General features: G+C 73.1%; 21 protein-coding genes. 8 read left to right on the top strand and 13 right to left on the bottom strand.

Annotation, left to right across the window (positions count from 1 at the left end):
• The first annotated feature begins 2 nt into the window (after window positions 1–2).
• Together ADK52_RS08535 and ADK52_RS08530 are read left to right on the top strand one after the other, a co-directional pair.
• The gene (locus ADK52_RS08535) at window positions 3–920 is read left to right on the top strand and encodes an EamA family transporter (protein ID WP_053689144.1); all 918 of its coding nucleotides are present in this window, start codon (window positions 3–5) and stop codon (window positions 918–920) included.
• 32 nt (window positions 921–952) lie between these two features.
• Entirely contained in the window at window positions 953–1,822 is an 870-nt protein-coding gene (locus ADK52_RS08530; RefSeq protein WP_053689143.1) for a helix-turn-helix domain-containing protein, read from the top strand.
• Here the strand turns inward: ADK52_RS08530 and ADK52_RS08525 are convergent.
• The 4 genes from ADK52_RS08525 to ADK52_RS08510 all read right to left on the bottom strand — a co-directional run bounded on the left by ADK52_RS08525 (window position 1,810) and on the right by ADK52_RS08510 (window position 7,059).
• Window positions 1,810–5,274: an endo-alpha-N-acetylgalactosaminidase family protein gene (locus ADK52_RS08525; protein ID WP_053689142.1), complete on the bottom strand. Its 3,465-nt coding sequence runs from the start codon at window positions 5,272–5,274 to the stop codon at window positions 1,810–1,812. The two genes, ADK52_RS08530 and ADK52_RS08525, sit on opposite strands and share 13 nt — an antisense overlap.
• A gap of 155 nt (window positions 5,275–5,429) precedes the next feature.
• On the bottom strand, window positions 5,430–5,804 hold the full coding sequence (locus tag ADK52_RS08520) for a YbjQ family protein (RefSeq protein WP_053689141.1): 375 nt from the start codon (window positions 5,802–5,804) through the stop codon (window positions 5,430–5,432).
• 75 nt (window positions 5,805–5,879) lie between these two features.
• Window positions 5,880–6,788 carry a helix-turn-helix domain-containing protein gene (locus ADK52_RS08515; RefSeq protein WP_053689140.1) on the bottom strand — a complete coding sequence of 303 codons (909 nt, stop codon included), beginning with the start codon at window positions 6,786–6,788 and terminating at the stop codon, window positions 5,880–5,882.
• Window positions 6,789–6,825: 37 nt separating this feature from the next.
• On the bottom strand, window positions 6,826–7,059 hold the full coding sequence (locus ADK52_RS08510; protein ID WP_053689139.1) for a DUF397 domain-containing protein: 234 nt from the start codon (window positions 7,057–7,059) through the stop codon (window positions 6,826–6,828).
• 248 nt (window positions 7,060–7,307) lie between these two features.
• Here ADK52_RS08510 and ADK52_RS08505 point away from each other — a divergent pair, with 248 nt between their 5' ends.
• Window positions 7,308–7,832 (top strand): SH3 domain-containing protein, encoded by a 525-nt coding sequence (locus ADK52_RS08505; protein ID WP_053689138.1) that lies wholly within the window; start codon window positions 7,308–7,310, stop codon window positions 7,830–7,832.
• A 24-nt stretch (window positions 7,833–7,856) separates the two neighbouring features.
• Here the strand turns inward: ADK52_RS08505 and ADK52_RS08500 are convergent, their stop codons facing one another.
• The 5 genes from ADK52_RS08500 to ADK52_RS08480 form a co-directional block, all read right to left on the bottom strand.
• Entirely contained in the window at window positions 7,857–8,237 is a 381-nt protein-coding gene (locus ADK52_RS08500) for an NTP pyrophosphohydrolase (protein ID WP_053689137.1), read from the bottom strand.
• Between the two features lie 33 nt (window positions 8,238–8,270).
• Entirely contained in the window at window positions 8,271–9,203 is a 933-nt protein-coding gene (locus ADK52_RS08495) for an AAA family ATPase (RefSeq protein ID WP_234343548.1), read from the bottom strand.
• Between the two features lie 3 nt (window positions 9,204–9,206).
• Window positions 9,207–10,421, bottom strand: a complete 1,215-nt coding sequence (locus ADK52_RS08490) for an RNA ligase (protein ID WP_053689136.1) — start codon at window positions 10,419–10,421, stop codon at window positions 9,207–9,209.
• A gap of 61 nt (window positions 10,422–10,482) precedes the next feature.
• Window positions 10,483–11,169, bottom strand: coding sequence for an epimerase (locus ADK52_RS08485; RefSeq protein WP_053689135.1), 687 nt, complete (start codon window positions 11,167–11,169; stop codon window positions 10,483–10,485).
• An 18-nt stretch (window positions 11,170–11,187) separates the two neighbouring features.
• Window positions 11,188–11,622, bottom strand: coding sequence for a VOC family protein (locus ADK52_RS08480; RefSeq protein WP_053689134.1), 435 nt, complete (start codon window positions 11,620–11,622; stop codon window positions 11,188–11,190).
• A 275-nt stretch (window positions 11,623–11,897) separates the two neighbouring features.
• On the opposite strand from ADK52_RS08480, the gene ADK52_RS08475 reads away from it, so the two are divergent.
• A complete protein-coding gene (locus ADK52_RS08475) occupies window positions 11,898–12,611 on the top strand; it encodes a DUF1275 family protein (protein WP_234343546.1) in 714 nt (237 codons plus the stop codon).
• On the opposite strand, the gene ADK52_RS08470 is transcribed toward ADK52_RS08475, so the two are convergent.
• Window positions 12,608–13,618: a tellurite resistance/C4-dicarboxylate transporter family protein gene (locus ADK52_RS08470; RefSeq protein WP_078988115.1), complete on the bottom strand. Its 1,011-nt coding sequence runs from the start codon at window positions 13,616–13,618 to the stop codon at window positions 12,608–12,610. The genes ADK52_RS08475 and ADK52_RS08470 overlap by 4 nt on opposite strands.
• 55 nt (window positions 13,619–13,673) lie before the next feature.
• Between ADK52_RS08470 and ADK52_RS08465 the strand changes: the two genes are divergently transcribed.
• Both ADK52_RS08465 and ADK52_RS08460 read left to right on the top strand, forming a co-directional pair.
• Window positions 13,674–14,405 (top strand): SDR family NAD(P)-dependent oxidoreductase, encoded by a 732-nt coding sequence (locus tag ADK52_RS08465; protein ID WP_053689133.1) that lies wholly within the window; start codon window positions 13,674–13,676, stop codon window positions 14,403–14,405.
• Window positions 14,406–14,518: 113 nt separating this feature from the next.
• A complete protein-coding gene (locus ADK52_RS08460) occupies window positions 14,519–15,439 on the top strand; it encodes a cobalamin-binding protein (protein ID WP_053689132.1) in 921 nt (306 codons plus the stop codon).
• Here ADK52_RS08460 and ADK52_RS08455 read toward each other — a convergent pair whose 3' ends face one another.
• Both ADK52_RS08455 and ADK52_RS08450 read right to left on the bottom strand, forming a co-directional pair.
• Entirely contained in the window at window positions 15,440–16,189 is a 750-nt protein-coding gene (locus ADK52_RS08455) for a VOC family protein (RefSeq protein ID WP_053689131.1), read from the bottom strand.
• Window positions 16,190–16,323: 134 nt separating this feature from the next.
• Window positions 16,324–17,424, bottom strand: a complete 1,101-nt coding sequence (locus ADK52_RS08450; protein WP_053689130.1) for a carboxylate-amine ligase — start codon at window positions 17,422–17,424, stop codon at window positions 16,324–16,326.
• A 204-nt stretch (window positions 17,425–17,628) separates the two neighbouring features.
• On the opposite strand from ADK52_RS08450, the gene ADK52_RS08445 reads away from it, so the two are divergent.
• A complete protein-coding gene (locus ADK52_RS08445; RefSeq protein ID WP_078988113.1) occupies window positions 17,629–18,807 on the top strand; it encodes an AI-2E family transporter in 1,179 nt (392 codons plus the stop codon).
• Window positions 18,808–18,927: 120 nt separating this feature from the next.
• Window positions 18,928–19,770, top strand: a complete 843-nt coding sequence (locus tag ADK52_RS08440) for an RNA polymerase sigma factor SigF (protein WP_053689129.1) — start codon at window positions 18,928–18,930, stop codon at window positions 19,768–19,770.
• On the opposite strand, the gene ADK52_RS08435 is transcribed toward ADK52_RS08440, so the two are convergent.
• On the bottom strand, window positions 19,700–20,206 hold the full coding sequence (locus ADK52_RS08435) for an ATP-binding protein (protein ID WP_053689128.1): 507 nt from the start codon (window positions 20,204–20,206) through the stop codon (window positions 19,700–19,702). The genes ADK52_RS08440 and ADK52_RS08435 overlap by 71 nt on opposite strands.
• Between the last annotated feature and the right edge of the window lie 22 nt (window positions 20,207–20,228).

Below are 20,228 nucleotides of genomic sequence, written 5' to 3'. Positions count from 1 at the left end.
GTATGAACACCTTCGCTCCCCTGGCCCCCGGCGCCCTCGGCATGGTGCTGGTCGGCAGCAGCGTCACCGTCTCGCGCTCACTGGTCCACGCCCCGCTGTTCGCCACCCAGGCCGTCCGGTACGCGGCCGCCACCCTCCTCCTGATCGCGTTCGCCCGGGCCGCCCGGGTGCCCATCCTGCGTCCGCGCGGCCGCGAGTGGCTGTGGCTGGCCGGAATCGCGGCCACCGGACTCGTGCTGTTCAACGTGGCCGTCGTCCGCGGGGTCGCGCACGCCGAACCGGCCGTCATCGCCGTCGCGGTCGCCTCCGTACCCGTCCTCCTCGGGGTGCTCGGCCCACTGCTGGAGGGCCGCCGTCCCACCACGCGGATCCTGGTGGCGGCCGTCGTGGTCGTCACCGGGGCCGTCCTCGTCGAGGGGACCGGCCGGACCGACGCCGCCGGAGTGGCCTGGGCCGCGCTCGCGCTGGCCTGCGAGGCCGCCTTCACCCTGCTCGCCGTGCCCGTACTGCGGCGCCACGGGCCGTGGGGGGTCTCCGTACACGCCGTATGGCTGGGGGCCGTGATGCTGGCGGTGCTGACGCTGCTCACCGAGCGCCCCGCCGCTCTCCTGGCCCTCGGACCGGCCCAGTGGGCGGCCGCCGGGTACCTGGCCGTCATGGTGACCGCGGTGGCCTTCCTCCTCTGGTACCGCACGGTGGCCGCCGTCGGCGCCGGCCGGGCCGGGCTGCTGACCGGGGTCGCGCCCCTGGCCGCGGCCGCCGTCGGGGCGCTCTCCGGCGGCGGGATCCCGGGTCCGCTGGTCTGGCTCGGCCTGGTCGTGGTGGTCGCCGGGCTGGCGGCCGGGCTCCGCGCCCCGCGCCCCGGGGGCGTCCGGAAGGAGCCGCGGCCGGGCAAGGACCGGGCGCCCGCGTCCCCTTGAGGGCGCCCGGCCCGGTGGATCACAATCCGCAGATGCCGAAGCCCCCGTACAGCAGTTGGATGCGGTACTTCTCCCCCACCGCCAACCACCGGCGCCTCGGCCTGGTCTGCCTCGGCGTCGGACTGCAGGAGGGCCTGCTGCCGGTGGTCGGCCCCCGGGCCCTCGACCACCACGTCGCCGTGGTAGTCACCCGGGGGCGCGGCTGGTTCGGCCACGGCGGGCGCCCGCCGCAGCCGGTGACCGCGCCCGCCCTGCTGTGGCTGGTGCCGGGCGTGGAGCACCACTACGGCCCGGACCCGGAGACCGGCTGGGACGAGTGCTTCGTGGACTTCGCGGGCCGCAGCGTGGAGGCGTACACCGATCTCGGCTACGTCACCCCGGACCGCCCGCTGGTGCCGCTGAGCGGGACGGAGGGCGTACGGCACGTGGTCGACGGGATCGTACGGGCGGCCCGGCGCGGCGGCCCGCTGCTGGAGGTGGAGGCCGCCGCGGCCGTGCACGGACTGCTCGTCGCCCTGCGCTATGCCCGCGCCGAGGTGTCCCGGCACGGGGACGCGGTGATGGACGCCCTGGCCCGGGACGCGCTGCTGCCCATTTCGGTGGCCGAGCACGCCGCCCGGCTCGGAATGCCCCTGCCCGAGCTGCGCGGGGCCGTACGGCGCAGCACCGGCGAGGGGGTCAAGGAGTACCTCCTCGGGATCAGGCTCAGCCGGGCGAAGGAGCTGCTGGCCCGGACCGACCTGCCGGTCGCGGGGGTCGCCCGGCGGGTCGGTTACGAGGATCCGGCGTATTTCAGCAGGCTGTTCAGCCGCAGGGTGGGCATGGCGCCCGTCCGGTTCCGCCAACAGCAGTCGGTTCCGCAGCAGTCACCACCGCCCCGCCCTCAGCCTCAGGGCAGATAGCCGATGTTGAGCTCCGCCACCGAGGTCCAGGGATTGCCGCCCACCTCCCGGGCGGCCTTGAGCTTGACGTACCGGGCGGTCCTGGCGGTGAACGGGACGTCCTGCTGGGCGGTGGTGTTCGCGAAGGTGCCGGTGGCGGCGGCCGTTCCCCAGTTCACCCCGTCGGTGGAGGTGAAGACCTGGTAGTCGGCGATGCGGCCATTGCTCTGCGCCTGCCGGGGCAGGCAGTGCAGCGCCGAGACGTTGTACGGGGTCCCCAGGTCGAGGGTGATCTCGTGCGGCATCGGCGCGGTGGCCGCGTACCACTCGGTGTGCCAGATGGTGGCGGAGTCGCCGTCCAGGACGTTGGCGGCGCGGCCGTTCTCGCCGGCGGTCTCCTGGCTGTCGACGGCCTTCACGCTCATCTGTCCCTGGGGTACGAGGAGTTCACCGCCGCCCACCGGGCCGAGGTCGTCGATCGCGAGGTCGTCGAGGATGAAGTCGGCTTCGTTGTGGGAGTCTTCGGCGGTGACCTTGCGGATGCCGATCCAGGCGTCGGCCCCTGCGGTGAAGGTCTTGGTGAACGTGGTGGCCGTCCGCGCCTGGTTCAGCGCGGTGGCCGTCTCGGTGCTGCCGGACCCGGTGATGAACTGGTAGTCGCCCGAGAAGCCGTTCTCGTAGCCGAAGGTGACCTTGTACGCGCGACCTGCCACCAGCCGCAGCGTCTGCGGGAGGGTGCGGTAGACCAGGCCCTGGCGCTCCTCGTGCGACTTGAGCGAGTTCTGCCCGGAGATCACGTCGTCGACCAGTTTTCCGCTCCAACCCGCCTGGGTGTACGGGGCGTTGCGCTGGGCGATGTGCGTACGCGGATCGGTGGCCGAGCCGCCGGCGCCGCCGAAGGCGAAGGGGCCCCAGCCGGCGTCCACGTTCTCGAAGTCCTCGGTGAACCAGTGGCCGGCGAGCGGGGTGCGGGCCGAGCGGACCACCCGTACGTCGTCCAGGTGGACGGTGCCGGGGCCGGCGGCCGCGGACAGCTTGAGGGCGGCCGTGGACTGGCCGGCCGGTACGTCGAAGAGCACCTTCATGCGTTGCATCTTGGTGCCGTTCTTCTCGCTGCCGCCCAGGTTGTCGGTCAGCGTCGAGGAGTCCGCGTAGACGGACGCGGGGGTGCCGCCCGCCGGGTTGACGGCGAGGGTGGTCGCGCGGCCCGCCGGGGTGGAGACCCAGACGGAGGCCGCGTAGGTGCCGGGGGTCAGGCCGGTGAGCTGCTGGGAGACGGCGGGGGCGGTTCCAGCGGCGAGGGTGAGTTCGTTCTGGCCCTGGGCGTTGCGGGTGACGGCGGCTCCGGTCCCGGTGACCGTCCAGGCCTTCAGGTCGCCCGCGTAGAAGGAGGGGTCCTTGACCGGGGTTCCTTCGCCCCACTTCGGGTCGGCCTGAGCGGGTGCGGCGCCGTCGGTGACGACGTACGCGGTCTTCGCGGTGGCGTTGACCGTGACCTGGCCGCCGCTGACGGTGAGGTCGCCGACCGGCTGCCGGCCGGTGTCGGTCAGCTTGTACAGCTTGGGCGCGGACCAGCCGGCGGGGAGGGTCCAGGTGGTGGAGCCGCCCTTGTCGTTCCAGTGGTAGAGCTTCCCGTCGCGCGGGAGGAGGTAGCTGCCGCCGCTGAGGACGGTGCGCCCGCCGGTGGTGATCTTCCGGGTGCCGCCGGTGGTGGTGGCGGTGGTGCCGTTCGCGAGGGTGACCGTGTCGGTGGTCCACTTCACGATCGGGGATTCCTGGAGGTACTTGGTCGGCAGGTTGACGGCGAAGGTGGTGTTCAGGAAGGCGGCGTAGTCCTTCTTGCCCTGCCAGCCCTCGTACGCGGTGAGTTCGGCTCCGCCGAGCAGCGGGTTCGCGGCGATCCAGTCGTCCTTGGCGTGGTTGCCGATGAAGCGGGCGATGGTGGAGTTGATGCCCTTCAGGTCGCTGCCGCCGTAGTCGACGTCGGCCGCCCAGTGGTGCCAGAGGGACTGCTCGGTCAGGGTGTTGGGGAACTCGGTGGCGAGCTGGAAGCCGAGGCCGCCGATCTCACGCTGGAGCTTCCGGGACACGTACCCGTCCCCGTACCAGACGTCCACGTACAGGAAGTCGAGTCCGGGCGCGGCCGCCTTGAGGTCCTGGAGCCGCTTCAGCCGCTCGCCGGACTGGCCGTCTTTGCGCGTGTCCACGTAGTACGACTGGTCGAGCCAGTCCCAGCCCGGTCCCCCGCTCTGGTGGGCCGGGTCGAAGGTGGCGGAGACCGGGTACTCCTCGGTGGCGTTGATGTGGACGCCGAAGTCGGCGTTGTAGGCGTGTCCGGCGGTGGTGAGGGCGTTCAGACCGGCCGCCCCGCCCAGCTTGGAGCCGATGTTCTTGTAGTCCATGTGCGCGGAGTCGTGGCCCTCGGAGGCGTACCCCTTGAGGAGGACGAACTGGCCGAGGCCGTCCGTGGCGAGGCTGACGCGCTTGGTCTCGTCGAGGGTCTCGGCGAAGGGGTGGGTGGCCTGGGAGGCGAAGTTGAAGGGGATGCGCTGCACCACCCGGTCGGCGGTCTGCTGCCAGCCGGTGGGCGGGGTCCAGATGTCCCGGTAGGCGACGGCGGCGTCCTGCCAGTCGACGGCTCCGTCGCCGTTGCGGTCCCCGGTGATCGCGATCCGCGCGTACGGGAGCGGCTCGGTATCGCTGTCGGCGGCGCCCGCGGCCCGGTAGAGCCAGGCTCCGCTCCACAGTCCGGCGCGCCGGTAGGCGCCCTTGTCGGTGACCCGCTTGCTGATCCGGCCGTTCTCCCGGGCGGCGGCGCCGGAGGGGGTGTCGTAGAGGGAGTTGGAGTCGATGGCGGCGGCCAGCTTGGCGGTGTTGGCCAGCCCGTACATGACCGTCGTCGCGGCGGGGTCCACGGGGGTGCTCGCGGTGACGGGGGTGAAGGTGTCCCCGGTGCCGGTGGTGGCGGTGTACATGTTCGCGGTGGCCAGCGCGGCTCCGGGCTGGTCGCTGCGGACGCTGACGAGGGTGTGGTCGGGGATCGCCAGGCTGCGGACGCGCAGGGCGGCGGTGTCCTCGATCGCGGTGACCTTGAACTCCACGACCGAACCGGTCACCGAGAGCCGGGATCTGATGGTCACTCCGGAGAAGGACAGCGCGTAGTCCACGGCGGAGGCGGAGGGCGTCGAGGTCACCGTGGGGGTGTACGTGGCGCCGTTGACGACGATCGCGGAAAGGGCGTCCTCGTTGCCGTTCAGCACGTCCCCGGTGGCCCGCCGGGTGTAGCTGACGACCCGGGGGAAGCCGCTGTCGACGCTGACGGACAGCTCGGGCGAGCTGATCGTCACGGGTGCGGCGGCGGTGGCCGCGGCGGCTCCGGCGGCATCCGCCGCGGAGGCCGCGGGCACGGAGACGACGAGGGTGGCGAGGAGACCGGCGACCGCGGCTGCGGTCGGCCAGAGGGGGGTGCGCATCGGGCCTCCGGGGGTCGGTGCTTCCTGGACGGAAGACCGCGCGGCACGGAGGCCCGCGGTCCGCTCACTGACCTGTCAGCTTGCGGACCGCGCCGCCGCAGGCCCATGGACAAAGCCGAGCCCTGTCCTGGACTTACGGAAGTGGAGGAAGGGGATCAGGAGGCGGCGGGGGTGATCACGACGGCCGTCCCGTACGCGCACACCTCGGTCCCGACGTCGGCGGCCTCGGTCACGTCGAAGCGCATCATCAGGACCGCGTTCCCGCCGCGGGCCTTCGCCGCCTCGATGAGCCGTTCCATGGCCTGGTTGCGGGTCTCCACCAGGGTCTTGGTCAGGCCCTTCAGCTCGCCGCCGATCATCGACTTCAGGCCCGCCCCGATCTGGCTGCCGAGGTGGCGGGAGCGGACGGTGAGGCCGAAGACCTCGCCGATGACCTGCTCGACCCGGTACCCGGGAACGTCGTTCGTCGTCACGACCAGGACGCCGGTCTGCTGGGCCCCGGGTCCGCCGCTGTAATCTTCGATACCCATGGCAACCACTCTGGCGGCGGGCGCGGGCCCGCGCATCCGGAGGGGTCCCGTTCCGGCCGTCCCCGGAGGGTGGCGTCAGGGCGGCGATGTCGGCGTTGGACAGGCCGGCGCCGACGGGAGGCTTCCGGCGCCGAACCGGCGCCGCGCGGTGCGGATCAGGTCGGTGCTCTCGTCCTGGGAGGCCGCCGCGTTGCGCAGGTGGGTCAGGGCGTTGCGGTGGTCGTCGAGGGCCCGCGGCCTGGTCACGTAGTTCGCGCCGTTGACGTGCTCCACGTACGCCAGCTCGGGGTGCTGCCCGTCGCGGAACCTCAGGTGGGTGATCGGGTAGGGCGGTGTGGCTCCGTACGCGCGGGCCATCGGGAGGATGCGGATGCGGACCTTTCCGGTGTCCCCGGCCCGCAGCAGGTGGGTCAGCTGCTCGCCCATCACCGCCGCGTTCCCGCAGCGGCGGTGCAGTACGCCTTCCTCCAGCAGGGCGGTCACCCGGGGCAGCGGACCGTTCATCAGCCGCAGCTGCCGTTCGGCGCGGAGTTCGACGACGCGGTCGACCTCCTCCCCGTCGGCGCCGGGCATGACGGCCCGCACCATGTGCCGGGCGTAGGCGCGGGTCTGGAGGATGCCGGGGACGACGAGGTTCTCGTAGACGCAGATCTCCTCGGCGTCGCCCTCCAGCCGGATCAGGCGCTTGAGGAAGTCGGGGGTGACGTCGCTGAACTGCTCGTACCACTCGGTGTCCCGCGCGTGTTCCAGGAGCCGTTCCAACGCGCGCATCTCGTCGGCGTCGACGCCGTAGTACCGGGCGAGGTCCCGTACGTCGCGCGGTCTCGGCGGGCTCTCGCCGCGCTCCAGCCGGCTGATCTTCGACACCGAGCCGCGGATGACGGGTGCCACCTGCCGCAGGGTGAGGCCCCGGGCCTCACGGCACCTGCGCAGTTCCCGCCCCAGCAGGCGGTCGGCCGCCGCCCGGACCCGATCCCTGCCCATCGGTCCACCCCTCACGCTCCGGCCCGGCACGGAGCCGTCATCCGGTCAGGTGATCGAATTCCGCGTCTTTGGCGCCGCGCAGGAACGCCTCGATCTCGGCGGCCGTGAACACGAGCGCCGGCCCGTCGGGGAAGCGCGAGTTCCGCATCGCCACTCCGCCGCCCGCCAGGGCGGCGACCTCCACGCAGTTGCCGTTGCCCACGCTGGCACTGCTCTTGACCCACACCGCACCCGGAATCACGCCGGCCACCACGCCATTGTCGATCTGCATGACAGAAATGCTAGCCAGATGTACGGGGCACGGGAGTCCCTCGAACGGGTGCCTCGACCGGCCGATGTCCCGATGATCAGACCGTTGGCACCGAAAGCCCCTTATTGCGCATTTCGGGCTAAGCGACGGTGAGTCATCGGGGCTGCTCGACCCGCCCTCGCCATAGTCGACCGTGGCAGCCGACTGGCTGCCGCCCCGGCCCGCGGCCCACCGCGGCCGGGCGGATGTCTTCGCAGAGGAGCCTGCACATGCGGAAGCCCACCAGGACCATCCTCGCTCTCACCGCCGCAAGCCTGGTGCTCGGCGGGATCGGGGCGGGCGCCGCCGTCGCGGACGAGGGTCCGATGGCCGACAGCCCGGCGCAGGAGCTGGTCGTCCTCGAACCGGACGGCGACCAGGCCGGCACCTACCAGGGCAAGGAGTACACCGTCGGCAAGGTCGTCTCGCGCGGACCGCTGAAGCTCCGCTCCAAGCCGACCAGCCGCGCGAAGCCGGTGGGGCACGTGAAGCCGGACCACAAGGTCGCCATCGTGTGCAAGGTGCGCGGTGAGTGGGTCGACGGCAACAACATCTGGTACCTCCTCCACGTCAAGGAGAAGGACGGACAGCAGCCCATGGAGCAGCCGATGGAACAGCCCATGGAGCAGCCCGCGGTCCCGAACGCGGAGAACGGGGCGGACACGATGGAGGGGAAGGACGGCAAAGAGCGCAAGGAAGCCTGGGTCACCGCCCGCTACGTGAAGAACCTCCACCGCGTGAAGTGGTGCGACTGACCTTCCGGTCCCCGCACCGGACGGTCAGTCCGCCGGGCGTACGGTACGCGGCCCCACGCACCGCGCTCCGTACGCCCGGACCCGCTCGCGCAGTTCCCGGTCCGCCGTAACCACGACGCAGCCGCGTTCCGCGTAGGCGGCGGCCAGCTCCACGATCCGGTCGTCACCGCTCCCGGGCGCCGGGTCCACCCGTACTCCGGGCACGGACTCGACGCCCCGCGCCGCGCCCTCGACGACGAGGACGATCTCCTCGATCGCCCCGATCCCCTCGATCTCCCCGCCCGCGGCCGGGTCCCGCTCCGCGAGGCGGTCGCGCAGCCGTTCGGCCGCGCCCCGCCGGTCCCGCCACCAGCCGTCCGGCACGGAGCCGACCACGTTCGCGGCGTCCACGATCAACACGCTCATCGCCCCAGTATGGGGAGATCCGCGGCCCGCCCCCTAGAAGTCGCCGTAGTTGACCTGCCAGGTCGGCAGGCCCATCCGGCGCCAGACGGCGACGACCCGGTCCCGGTCGTCCAGCGACACCCGCACCGCGTACCGGTGGCGCACGTGCGCGTCGAACAGCTCGGCCTTCACCACGTCGTCGCGGCGCGTGTCGCCGAGCGGCCGCATCCACAGCTCGTCGTACGGCACCTCGTGCCGGCGCAGCCACGCCTCCGTCTGCGGCCGGTGCTCCTCGCCGCGGCCGGACAGCAGCACGATGGTGTCGCCGTCGGCGCGCCGGAAGGCGTCCAGCGCGTACCGCACCGGCTCGTTGAGCGCGTCGATCTCGCAGCGCGAGAAGTCGTACGGGCTGCGGTCACCGGTGAGCGCGAGCGTGCCGTCGATGTCGCACATCACCGCGGAGGGCAGCGCCGGGTCGGGCACGTACGGCTCGACCACGGGATGGTCGTTGAGCCACTCCGCGGTGAGCCGCCAGCCGCCCTTCTTGGCGCTCATGTGCTTGTCGTTCAATATCCGGATGACCTCCTCGCCGACCGGCCGCTCCCGCGCGGCGTCCCGGCGCAGGCACTCCTCCAGCGGCACGTCGGTGAAGTCGTGCACGACGAAGGTCGCGCGTCCGGCGACCGCCGCCTTGAGCCGCTTGGGGATGTTCGAGGTCAGGTGCGTGTTGTCGACGACCACGTCGAAGCCGCCGTCGACGGCCGCGCGCACGGCCGCGTCCTGCACGGCCAGGACGGTCTGCTCGTGCCGGTAGGAACGGCCGCGCTCCGGGTCGGGCAGGTCGAGCATGGCCCGCAGGTCGTCCAGGTTGACGCGGCGCATCCGGCCCGCGGCCTCGGCCTGCAGGGCGCGCGCCGCCGTCGTCTTCCCCGAGGCCGGCAGCCCCGTCATGACGTGGACGACGGGGCGTGCGGGGTCTTCGGACACTGGTCAGTTCTCCTCATCGGTCGTGAAGGGGTCGGAGGCTTCAGGCCGCACGTGCCGCCATACGACGAGCTCCGTGGACCGGCCGTCCAGCCGCAGGAACATCGCGGCGCGGATCCAGCGGTCGGGCAGCGCCTTGGCGGCGCGCGCGAACGCGCCCCGGTCGTCCGCCAGGTGGGCGAGCCGCGCGTACGCCTCGTCGATGGCGCGCTCGCGCCCCGCCGCCGCGTCCTCCAGGCGGGCGACCACCTCGCGCACCCAGGTGTCGAACTCGTCCGGAACCTGCTGCAACAGCGCTTCGAGCGGCTTGCCGCCCGAGGCCTCGATGTCGGCGGCGGTGCAGTTCAGGCCCTGCGCCAGCTCCTTGACGGGCAGGCCGGCGAACCGCTCGATGCCGTAGGTGCGCCAGACGTCCCGCTCGGTGACTCCGGTGACGAGCTTGTGCAGGCGTACGTATTCGGACAGCTTGGCCTTCGCGCGCACGCCGGAGGCGAACCGCAGCACGAAGCCCTCGGCGTCGGTTCCCGAGGCGTTCTCACCCCCGGGCAGGGTGTTCGACTCGGCCAGCGCCAGGAGTTCGGCGAGCGGCATGGCGGGCCACACCGTGACGACAGACCCGATCCCCTGCCAGTGGCCGGCGGCCTCGGCGAGCGGGACCTCGGTGCCGTCCAGGCCGAACGCGGCGAGGAGCACCAGGTCCCGGCGGTCGCCGTAGTCGACGACGATACGGTTCTGCGGGTACAGGATCTCCGCGAGGTAGGTCACGCCGGGGACGAGGGCCGAGGTGTCGCGGCCGTCGAGGTGGCGCTGGCCCCAGGTGGCCTGGGTGCTGATGAAGGATCCCTTGGACGCGACGCGCCAGCGGTCCGCGTAGTGGAAGACCACCGCGAGGCTGCCGTCGACCTTGTCGTACACCTCGAACGGCTCGTCGGGCAGGGCCGGGGCGTACGGCCGGCCGGACTCGTGCTCGCCGACGTTGAAGAACTTCGGCAGCGGCAGCGCGACGATGGCGCCGGTGGCGTCGTCGGCGACGAGTCCGCGGCAGCGCATGGTGATCCGGTTCCAGACGCCCTCGTACTGTGCCGTCCGCGTGTACGTGTAGATGGACAGCGGCAGTTCGGGGTGCGCCTTGCGGGTCACGAGTCCGGCGTCGATGGCGGCCGCCAGCTCCTGCTGCGGCAGCAGGTCGTGCAGGGTCGGGTAGGCCTGCTTCTGGCCCATGGGTTCCTCCCGGTTCGAGATGCTTCATTCTCACGTGCGGGAGGGGTGGCCCGATAGCGAATTATCGCTGGTCCGAAGGGCTCTGGCCCAGCCGGTTGATGTCCTGGGGCCGCAGGATCCGGGTCCGGACGCCGGCGCCGGGCCTCGCGACGGCGATCATCGCACGGCCCAGGGCCGCGGTGGTGGTGACGAGGTTCGGCGCGAAGCGGCGCAGCAGCGGGAAGAGCGGTGCGGTGACCAGGTAGCCGACCCGGTAGAGGAGGGTCTTGGAGGGCATGCCCCGGACGGGCTGGACGAGTCCGGGGCGGAACATGTAGGCCTGGAAGGGCAGCTGGAGCAGGTCGTTCTCGGTCTCCCCCTTGACCCGGGCCCACATGGTGCGGCTCTGCTCGGTGCTGTCCGTGCCCTCTCCGGACACGTACGCGAAGGTCAGCCGCGGGTTGGCGGCGGCGAGCGGGCGGGCCGCGGCGAGGGTGAGGTCGTGGGTGATGCGGCGGTACTCCTGCTCCTTCATGCCGACGGCGGAGACACCGAGGCAGAAGAAGCAGGCGTCGAGGGAGGCCAGGTCCAGGTCCGGGGCCGAGAGGTCGGACGGGTCGTCCTGGACGCGTTCGCGCAGCTTGGGGTGGGAGACGCCGAGCGGGGTGCGGCTGACGGAGAGGACGGCCGTGACGGAGTCGTCGCGCAGGCACTCCCGCAGAACACCCCGGCCGATCATTCCGGTTCCGCCGAAGAGGATCACGTTCACATGCGCAGCCTAAGGGCGTCAGCGCGAGACGCAGAGCTCATTGCCCTCCGGATCGGCGAGGGTGGTCCAGGTGTAGGGGCCCTGGCTGCTGTCGTGCAGGTGCCGGGCGCCCTTGGCGATCAGGCGCTCGACGACTTCCTGCGGGTCGTCGGAGCCGGTGCGGACGTCGAGGTGGACGCGGTTCTTGACCGTCTTGGGCTCGGGGACCAGCTGGAAGAGGACGCGGGGTGCGCGCTCGATCCCCTCGGGGTGGCGGATGGCCGCGCCGACCTTCCAGACGAGGACGCCGCGGTGGGTGGTGGTGTCCTCCTCGGTGGCCTGGCCCTCGGCGACCATCTTGCGGATGAACTCCTCGTCGGTGCGCTCCACTTCCCAGCCGAGGGCGTCGGCCCACCAGTCGGCGAGGGGGTGCGGGTCGGCGGAATCGATCGTCACCTGGAATGTGTATGCCATGAGGGGGACCCTACTGAGGGCCGCTGACAACGGCCTCGGAAGGCGTACGCGGACTCCGGGTCGTTCCCTCGATGCCGCCCGTTCGGCGGGTACGGTTTCTCACCGGAAGTCCCTTTCGGAACGGGGTTGGCGCATGGAATTCGGCCAGGTCGGGCGGGTGGTCATCGCCTGCGGCGGGCACGGGGCCGGGGCGGCGGGTCCTGCGCGGTGACGGGTCCGGCGCGGTGACGGGTCCGGCGCGGTGACGGGTCCGGCGCGGTGACGGGTCCGGCGCGGTGACGGCCGGCGCCGCCCGGCGCGGGATCCTGCGGCCGCTGGCCGCGCTGCTCTTCCCGCCGGGGGCGGAGGGCGGGAGCGGGCCGCACGGCGTGCTGCCGGCGCTGCTGGTCGCGCTGACCTTCGTGAGCGGGGTGGTCGACGCGGTGAGCTACCTCGGGCTCGACCACACCTTCGTCGCCAACATGACCGGCAACGTGGCCTTCCTCGGGTTCGCGCTCGCCGGGGACCGCCAACTGTCGGCCGCGGCCTCCCTGCTGGCGCTCGGCGCCTTCCTGGCCGGTGCGACGGCCGCCGGGCGGCTGCGCGGCGGCCGGGAGCCGGCGCGGACGTTCGCACCGCTGGTGGCGGTGCAGGCCGTACTGGTGGCCGGGGCGCTGGCCCTGTCGGCGGGCGGCGCGGGGGCGCTGCCGGTCGTGGGGCTGCTCGCGCTCGGCATGGGCCTGCAGAACGCCGTAGTGCTGCGGCTGGGCGTACCCGATCTGACCACCACCGTGGTCACCCGGACGCTGACGGGCCTGGCCGCCGACCCGTGGGACCGGGCCGCCGTACGCAGGGTGGTCTCGGTGGTGGTCCTGTGCTGCGGGGCCCTGGTGGGCGGGCTGCTGACGATCCACCACGGATCGCGCTGGGCCCTGGCACTGGCGGTGGCCCTGCTCCTGGGGGTCGCCCTGGCGGGCGCCCTGAGGGCGGCCGAACACCACGGCGCCTAACGGACGTCCGGGCGGGTGGCGACGAAGGCGGCGAAGGTCAGCAGCCAGGCGCCGACCGCGATCCAGAGCAGCACCTCGCCCAGCGGGCGCAGCCAGCCGACGCCGGTGGGGCCGGCCGCCGAGAGGCAGGCGGTGGCCGTCATCCCGAGGGGGAAGACGGTCGCCCAGCGCCGGATGTCGTAGTGGGGCCGCAACTGGCGCAGCTCGGCCGTGAGCAGGAGCGCGTACCAGCCGAGGGACAGGGCGAGCGTCACCAGCGTGGCGGTGCGCAGCGCGGTGTGCGCCGGACCGGTCCATACGGGTGATGCCGTGAGCTTCGATCCCGCCAGCGCCGAGATGGCGAGCGCCCCGCCGGCCACCCAGTGGTCGCCCGCGCCCCGCAGCACCTCGCGGGAGTCGAAGCGTACGAGGGCGACCGCGTACAGCAGCAGGCCGAGGCAGAAGGCGGCCAGCGCCGCCCGGGCGAGCCAGTCGCGGTGGAGGGTGGCGGCCAGGGTCGCCGCGAGGACGGCGAGCCCCTGGGTGGCCACGCAGACGAGGAACGCGGCGCCGGGCATCCGCGGTTCCCAGTGCCGTACGACGGCGATCAGCAGTCCGGGCCAGAGCACGGCCGCCAGTACCAGCAGGGCGGCGGCGAGCCCCTGCCACCCCAGCAGGGAGATCCCGGTGCCGAGAACGGTCGTGGCGGCCACGGCCATCAGGGCGGCCGGGGTGTCGGCCTCGGCCCGGAAGCGGCCCCGGTCGCTCACGAGCCGGGTGGTGAAGTCGGCGGCGAGGACGAGCCACAGCGCGGCGGCGAGGACCAGCGCGGCGAGGGACAGCCCCTCGAATCCGATCAGGTGCAGGCCGACGGAGAGGATGCCGTCCGCCATGACGGCGGCGCCCGCGGCCGGGGGGAGTCCCGTCCACCACCGGCGGCCGGGCAGGGGGAACACCTGCTTCACCCCGCCAGCGGACACCGCCGGGCCGCGGCCCGCGAGCGCGGTGGGCCACCCGGCCCAAGCCATGTGCTCCGCGCCCTTGCCTTGACTTCCTCGGGGCGCTGCCCGACCCTCTGCGCTCATGGGACAGCTCGACGGCAAGGTCGCGGTGATCACCGGCGGGTCCGCCGGCATAGGGCTGGCTACGGCGCACCGGTTCGTACGGGAGGGCGCCCGGGTGTTCGTGACCGGACGCCGGGAGGCCGAACTCTGCGCAGCGGTCCAGGAATTGGGGAGCGGCGCGGTCGGGGTTCCGGGTGATGTCACCCGCTCGGCCGACCTGGAGCGGCTGTACGCGGCGGTCGCCGCCGAAGGCAGGGCGATCGACGTCCTGGTGACCAACGCGGGCGGTGGGAAGGCGGGCGGCGTCGCCGAGTTCACCGAAGAGCAGTTCGACATCGTCTCGGACCTGAATTTCCGCGCGACGTTCTTCACCGTGCAGCGGGCGCTGCCGCTGTTCGGGGAGCGCGGTTCGGTCATCCTGGTCGGCTCGACCGCCGGTTCGTCGGGGTCCACCCGGTTCGGCGTCTACGGCGCCACGAAGGCGGCCGTACGGTCGATGGCGCGCAGCATGGCGCTGGAGCTCGCGGGGCGCGGGATCCGCGTGAACGCGCTGAGCCCCGGTCCGATCGACACTCCCGCGCTGTCGCGGGCGCCCGCCGCGATCCTGGAGGAGGTCACGTCCGGGGTCCCGCTGGGGCGGACGGGCCGTCCGGAGGAAGTGGCCGCGGCGGCGCTGTTCCTCGCCTCGGAGGAGAGCAGCTACGTCACGGGCATCGAACTGTTCGTGGACGGCGGAGCCGCCCAGGTCTGACCCGGCCCTGACCCGGCCCTGACCCCGCCCTGACCCGGCCCTGCTCCGGCCCTGATCGGCCGGGCGCCGCCGGGCCCGGCATGATCCGCCGGACACCGCCTTAGGCTCGGGGCATGCGCATCGTCTCCCTGCTTCCCGCCGCCACCGACATCGTGGCCGAGCTCGGGCTGGCCGCCGATCTGGTGGGCCGTACGCACGAGTGCGACTGGCCGCCCGGCGCCGTGGCCGGGGTGCCGGTGGTGACCGCCGCCGAGTTCTCCTCGGACGTGCTGAGCAGCCGGGAGATCTCCGAGGCGGTCGGCGGCGCCGCGCACCGCGGCTCCTCGCTCTACACGCTCGACACCGGGGCGCTCGGCGCCCTCGCGCCCGACGTGGTGCTGACCCAGGACCTGTGTGACGTCTGCGCCGTCTCGTACGCCGGGGTGAGCCGGGCGGTGCGCGTGCTGGACGGCGGGCCCCGGGTGCTCAGCCTCGAACCGCGCACCCTCGGCGACGTACTGGACTGCCTGGTCACGGTGGGCGAGCTGCTGGACGTACGGGAGACCGCGACGCGGCGCCGGGCCGCGCTCTCGGCCCGGCTGGAGGCCGTACGGGCCCGGACGGCGGGGCGGACGCGGCCCCGGGTGGTGGCCATCGAGTGGCTCGATCCGCTCTGGCCGGCCGGGCACTGGGTGCCGGAGCAGATCGCGGCCGCGGGGGGCGAGGCGCTGATCGCCGCGCCGGGCGAGCACACCAGGCCCATGGACTGGGAGGCGGTCCGGGCGGCCCGTCCGGACGTGCTGCTCCTGCTGCCCTGCGGGTTCGGCCCGGAGCGCACCGTACGGGAGCGGGAGCTGCTCACCTCGCTGCCGGGCTGGGCTGAGCTGCCCGCGGTGCGGGCCGGGGAGGTGTGGGTGCTCGACGGGCCGGCGTACTTCAACCGGCCGGGCCCCCGGGTCGTGCGCGGGGCGGAGGTCCTGGCGCACGTTTTGCACGGGGTCGCGGTGGGCGATCCGGTGACCTCGGCGGAGGCGTTCCGGCTCGCCGGGGCGTGATCAGGGAGCCCCGGGCTCCGGGCGGGCGGTGGTGAGCGTGAACATCGCGCCCTCGGGGTCGCGGAGGCTGACCCAGCGGTCGGTGGCGCTCGACATGATGGTGGACAGCGTGGTCCCGCCGGAGGAGGTGGCCGCCTCGATGGCCTCGTCCAGGTCCGGGACGCGGAAGTAGACGTGCCAGCGGGGTCTGGTCTCCGGTGCGTGCGTCGCGGCCTCGGTGAGCCCGCCGTTCAGGCGGGCGACGGGTTCACCCGCCTGCCGCAGGACGACCTGGTCGTCCTCGTACGAGACCTCGCAGCAGCCGGGACGGCCGGTGGCCCACTCCAGCACCTCGCCGTAGAAGATCGCCGCCTCGAAGGCGTCCCTGGTCCGCAGTTCCAGCCAGGCCGGTGCCGGGCCGTGCCCCACCCGCCAGTCGGCGGACACCCCGCCGGCCCAGATACCGAAGACGGCGCCGTCCCGGTCGGCGACCAGGGCGCCGCGGCCGCCGGAGGGGAAGGAGACCGGGCCGACGGCGACGGTGCCGCTGCGCTCGCGGATCCGGTCCGCGACCTCGTCGGCGTCGTCGACGGCGAAGTACGGGGTCCACGCCGCGGCGACCGGCAGGTCGGCGGTCAGCGTGCCGACGCCGGCCACCGGCACGCCGTCCAGCTGGGCGACGGTCCAGCCCTCGCCCAGCCGGGCGGGCCGGAACTTCCAGCCGAGGACCGCGCCGTAGAACTGCTGGGTTCCCTGGAGATCGCGGGCCATCAGGCTGACCCAGCACGGCGCGCCGAAGACCTCCCTCGTAGAAATCTCCACCACACACGCTCCGTCCCTCGTCCAGCCCATCGTCCCGTCGGGGCCACCGCCCCGCACGTCGGCCGGGTACCGCCGCGGCCCGCTCAGCGGCCGCTCCCGGCGCCCTGCCCGGTGATCAGATCGGTGAGGGCAGCCATGCCCCCGTCCGCGAGGGCCCGGCGCTGGCGGTCCGCGGGGGTGCCCTCCCGCAGGAGCCGGTGCAGCAGGGAGCCGACCTCGCGCTGGTCCCCGGCCTCCTCCAGGGCGGGCGCGATGTACCCCATCAGCAGCGACAGCACGTCGCCGGCGCTGCGCCGACGGCCCTGCGGGTCCATCAGGACGCCGTCGAGGCCGTGCCGGGCCGCGTGCCACATGGCCGCCTGGAGCAGCTCGGGCGAGCACGTGACGGGCGCGGCTCCCGCCTTCTCCTCGGCGATCGCGGTACTGACCAGCGCGCGGACGATCCCGGTGAGCAGCACCGCGTCGGTGGCGTCCAGCTGGACGTCGAGGCAGCGCACCTCCAGCGTGGGGTAGCGCTCGGACAGCCTGGCCTGCCAGTAGAGCTGGCCCCGGTCGGCGATCAGCCCCGCGTCCACGAGTGCGTCGACGCGTTCCTCGTAGTCGGCGAGCGTACGGAAGCTCGGTGGCGGGCCGCTGACCGGCCAGCGGCCGAAGACGATCGTGCGCCAGCTGGCGAAGCCCGTGTCGCGCCCGTCCCACAGCGGCGAGTTCGCCGACATGGCCAGCAGGGTCGGAAGCCAGACCCGCAGCCGGTTGAGGACCGCCACGCCCGTCTCCCGGTCAGGCACCCCGACGTGCACGTGCATGCCGTTGATCAGCTGCTCGTCGACGAGGCGGCGGGCTTCCTCCTGCATCCGGAGGTAGCGGGGTTTGCGGGTGACCGGGACCGGTACGGCGTCCCGCAGCGGGGCCGCGGCGGAGGTGGCGAGGAGGCAGCCGTACTCCTCGGCGGCGGAACCGACGGCGTGCCGCAGCCGCAGCAGGTGGCCGGCGACCTCGTCCAGGTCCGTGCAGACGGGTGTGGCGACCTCGATCTGGGCCTGGAGCAGCTCGTTCTGCACCTCACCGGCGTCCACGAACGGCCCGAGGCCGGCCGCCGTCCGCACCTCCTCCGCCCGGGACACGGGCAGATGGGTGACCGGATCCAGCAGGACGTACTCCTCCTCAACCCCGACCGTGATCATGTCGCGTCGGACTCCTGCCTCGAGTTCTGGATTCCCGGCGTCTGCCCGGCCGGGGGACGCCCATGCGGGGGCGGCCGCCCGGCTCCGGGCTCGGGCATTCGGCGGTTCCTTCGGGCGAATCTGCCTCCGTGTGCGTGGGGTGCCGATTCCAGCGTGGCAGTTCACAGGGAAATGCACCCATCGGGCCATCGGCAGAGGCGGTACATGACCAGGCGATCCGCAGGCCGGCCGGCCTCCCGTCCGGGCGAGGTGCGTACGGGGGCACCGCGCACCCGGGTGGCCGTCCGGCGCGCCCGGGCCCTGGGCCGCCGCCCGGGCGGGAGGCCGGTCGACAGGCCGTACGCGTCCGTGTCGCCCCTGCTGCGGACGGCCGCGGCGTACTCCTGGCGGCTGCTGGTGGTCGGCGCGGTCGTGTACACGGTGTTCATGGTGCTGGGGCGGTTCCACGAGCTCGGTGTGGCCGTCTTCCTCGGCCTCGTCGCGACCGCGCTGCTGCGCCCGGTGGCCGATCTGCTGGCCCGGTGGATCCCCCGCTCCCTCGCCGTGGCCTGCTCGCTCCTCGGCAGCATCGTGCTCGCGCTGGGCGCGCTCGCCTTCGTCGGGGAGACGGTCGCCGCGGAGTGGAACTCGCTGGTGACGGAGTTCCGGGAGGGGCTGGACCGGCTGGAGCCCTTGCTGGAGAAGCCGCCGCTGCGGCTGAGCCCGCACGCACTGGGCGACCTGCGGGACCGGATCGGCGACTACCTCTCCAGTCACCGCGCGAGCCTGCTCAGCACGGCCGTGAGCGGTGCCGGGCGGCTGGTGGAGGCTTTGACCGTGGTGGCGCTGTCGATGTTCTGCTCGGTCTTCTTCATCTACTCGGGTGACCGGCAGTGGCGCTGGGTGTGCTCCCAGTTCCCGAAGGGGGCGCAGCAGCGCATCTCGGTCGCGGGCAAGGCCGCGTGGCGGACGTTCACCGGGTACACCCACGGGATCGTGCTGGTCGCGGCGACCAACGCCGTCCTGGTGGGGCTGGCGCTGTACGCCTTGGGCGTCCCGCTGGCGGTGCCGCTCGCGCTGCTGGAGTTCTTCGCCGCGTTCATCCCGCTGATCGGCTCCCCGGTGGCCCTCGCGGTGGCCGTGGTGGTCGCGCTGGCGGCCAAGGGGCCGCTGGTCGCCGCACTCGTGGTCGCGCTGATCGTGATCATCGGGCAGATCGAGGGGCATGTGCTGCACCCGATGCTGATGAGCTGGGCGGTGCGGTTGCACCCGGTGGTCGTGGCCCTGTCCGTGGTCGCGGGGGCCATTGCCGCGGGCGTGCTGGGCGCGGTGGTCGCGGTACCGCTGGTCTCGGTCGTCTGGGCGGTCCGCCAGTCGCTGCGGTCCCCGGAAGCAGGTCTCTGAGCTGCGCTTCCCCACATGAGCGGCTTCATCCGGCCGGGACGGGGGTATATGTATCGAGAACAGCTCACGAGACGGCCGTGCCGCACCACCGTGGCGCGACCACCCGTCGGAGGAGCCGAGATGCCGTTCGCAGAGGTCACCGAAAGCATTCCGCAGGACCCGCTGAGTGTGAGCACCGGCGAGGCCCGGGCGCTGTCGGGGGCACTGTTCCACCGGCTGCGGAGCCTCGACGAGGGCAGCGCAGCGTACTCGTACGTGCGCAACACCCTCGTCGAACTCAACCTCAGCCTGGTGAAATACGCCGCCCGCCGGTTCCGCGGCCGGAGCGAGCCGATGGAGGACATCGTCCAGGTCGGGACGATCGGGCTGATCAAGGCGATCAACCGGTTCGACCCGGAGCGCGGGGTGGAGTTCACGACCTTCGCGATGCCGACCATCGTCGGCGAGATCAAGCGGTTCTTCCGCGACACCAGCTGGGCCGTCAAGGTGCCCCGGCGGCTCCAGGAGCTGCGGATCGACGCCGCCAAGGCACACGACGCGCTGGAGCAGGACCTGGGCCGCGAGCCCACGGAGGCCGAGCTGGCGGGTCGTCTGCACGTCACGCCCGAGGAGCTCGTGGAGGGGCAGAAGGCGGCGCACGCGTACTCCGCGCGCTCCCTGGACGCGCCCGCCCAGGAGGACGGCGACCACAACGCGTACGCCGACCGGCCCTCGCTTGGCGCGGAGGAGACGGCGTACGACACGATCGAATGCCTGGAGTCGCTCAAGCCGCTCCTGGCGGAGCTGCCCGAGCGGGAGCGCACCCTGCTGTCCCTGCGCTTCGGCGACGGGCTGACCCAGTCCGAGATCGGCGAACGGCTGGGGCTGTCGCAGATGCACGTCTCGCGGCTGCTCAACCGGACGCTGACCGCCCTGCGGGCGGGCCTCCTGGAGGATCCGCCGGAGGAATCCGCGCGGCCGTGAGCGGTATCGGGACTTCCGCCCACACCGTCTTGCCGGTCCGCCCGTCCCCGTAGGGCTCACAGCCCCAGCTCCGGGCGAGCCGTTCCAGGATGAGCAGGCCGTGGCCGCCGGGAAGGGCGGATCCGGTGGTCCGCAGGCGACGGGGGTGCTCGGGGCTCCCGTCGCCGACCTCGATCCGGAGCCGCGCGGGGGTGCGGCGCAGCACCAGTTCACGGGGGCCGCCCGCGTGCAGGCAGGCGTTGCCGACCAGCTCGGAGACCAGGAGGAGGACGTCTTCGGCGGCCTCCTTCCGGTCCGGGTCGTACGGGCTTTCCGCGTCGTCCGCATCCGTGATCCACTGCCAGTCGGACAGTGCGCGCCGGGTGAAGTCCCGGCACCGGGTGACGGCCTTGTGCGTCCCGCCGCCGAGGATCAGCGTGCGAGTGTCCTCGCTCATGGGGGCCGCCTACCCAAGCCGA

The sequence above is a fragment of the Streptomyces sp. WM6372 genome, from assembly GCF_001279655.1.
Classification (GTDB): Bacteria; Actinomycetota; Actinomycetes; order Streptomycetales; family Streptomycetaceae; genus Streptomyces.
The sequence above is the reverse complement of the archived record's forward strand: the minus strand, read 5'-3'. Positions and strand labels throughout refer to the sequence as shown.

Coding starts and splice junctions, on each gene's coding strand:
- ADK52_RS08535 (WP_053689144.1), top strand. CDS start 3: ATGAACACCTTCGCTCCCCTGGCCCCCGGCGCCCTCGGCATGGTGCTG.
- ADK52_RS08530 (WP_053689143.1), top strand. CDS start 953: ATGCCGAAGCCCCCGTACAGCAGTTGGATGCGGTACTTCTCCCCCACC.
- ADK52_RS08525 (WP_053689142.1), bottom strand. CDS start 5,274: ATGCGCACCCCCCTCTGGCCGACCGCAGCCGCGGTCGCCGGTCTCCTC.
- ADK52_RS08520 (WP_053689141.1), bottom strand. CDS start 5,804: ATGGGTATCGAAGATTACAGCGGCGGACCCGGGGCCCAGCAGACCGGC.
- ADK52_RS08515 (WP_053689140.1), bottom strand. CDS start 6,788: ATGGGCAGGGATCGGGTCCGGGCGGCGGCCGACCGCCTGCTGGGGCGG.
- ADK52_RS08510 (WP_053689139.1), bottom strand. CDS start 7,059: ATGCAGATCGACAATGGCGTGGTGGCCGGCGTGATTCCGGGTGCGGTG.
- ADK52_RS08505 (WP_053689138.1), top strand. CDS start 7,308: ATGCGGAAGCCCACCAGGACCATCCTCGCTCTCACCGCCGCAAGCCTG.
- ADK52_RS08500 (WP_053689137.1), bottom strand. CDS start 8,237: ATGAGCGTGTTGATCGTGGACGCCGCGAACGTGGTCGGCTCCGTGCCG.
- ADK52_RS08490 (WP_053689136.1), bottom strand. CDS start 10,421: ATGGGCCAGAAGCAGGCCTACCCGACCCTGCACGACCTGCTGCCGCAG.
- ADK52_RS08480 (WP_053689134.1), bottom strand. CDS start 11,622: ATGGCATACACATTCCAGGTGACGATCGATTCCGCCGACCCGCACCCC.
- ADK52_RS08470 (WP_078988115.1), bottom strand. CDS start 13,618: ATGGCTTGGGCCGGGTGGCCCACCGCGCTCGCGGGCCGCGGCCCGGCG.
- ADK52_RS08465 (WP_053689133.1), top strand. CDS start 13,674: ATGGGACAGCTCGACGGCAAGGTCGCGGTGATCACCGGCGGGTCCGCC.
- ADK52_RS08460 (WP_053689132.1), top strand. CDS start 14,519: ATGCGCATCGTCTCCCTGCTTCCCGCCGCCACCGACATCGTGGCCGAG.
- ADK52_RS08455 (WP_053689131.1), bottom strand. CDS start 16,189: ATGGCCCGCGATCTCCAGGGAACCCAGCAGTTCTACGGCGCGGTCCTC.
- ADK52_RS08450 (WP_053689130.1), bottom strand. CDS start 17,424: ATGATCACGGTCGGGGTTGAGGAGGAGTACGTCCTGCTGGATCCGGTC.
- ADK52_RS08445 (WP_078988113.1), top strand. CDS start 17,629: ATGACCAGGCGATCCGCAGGCCGGCCGGCCTCCCGTCCGGGCGAGGTG.
- ADK52_RS08440 (WP_053689129.1), top strand. CDS start 18,928: ATGCCGTTCGCAGAGGTCACCGAAAGCATTCCGCAGGACCCGCTGAGT.
- ADK52_RS08435 (WP_053689128.1), bottom strand. CDS start 20,206: ATGAGCGAGGACACTCGCACGCTGATCCTCGGCGGCGGGACGCACAAG.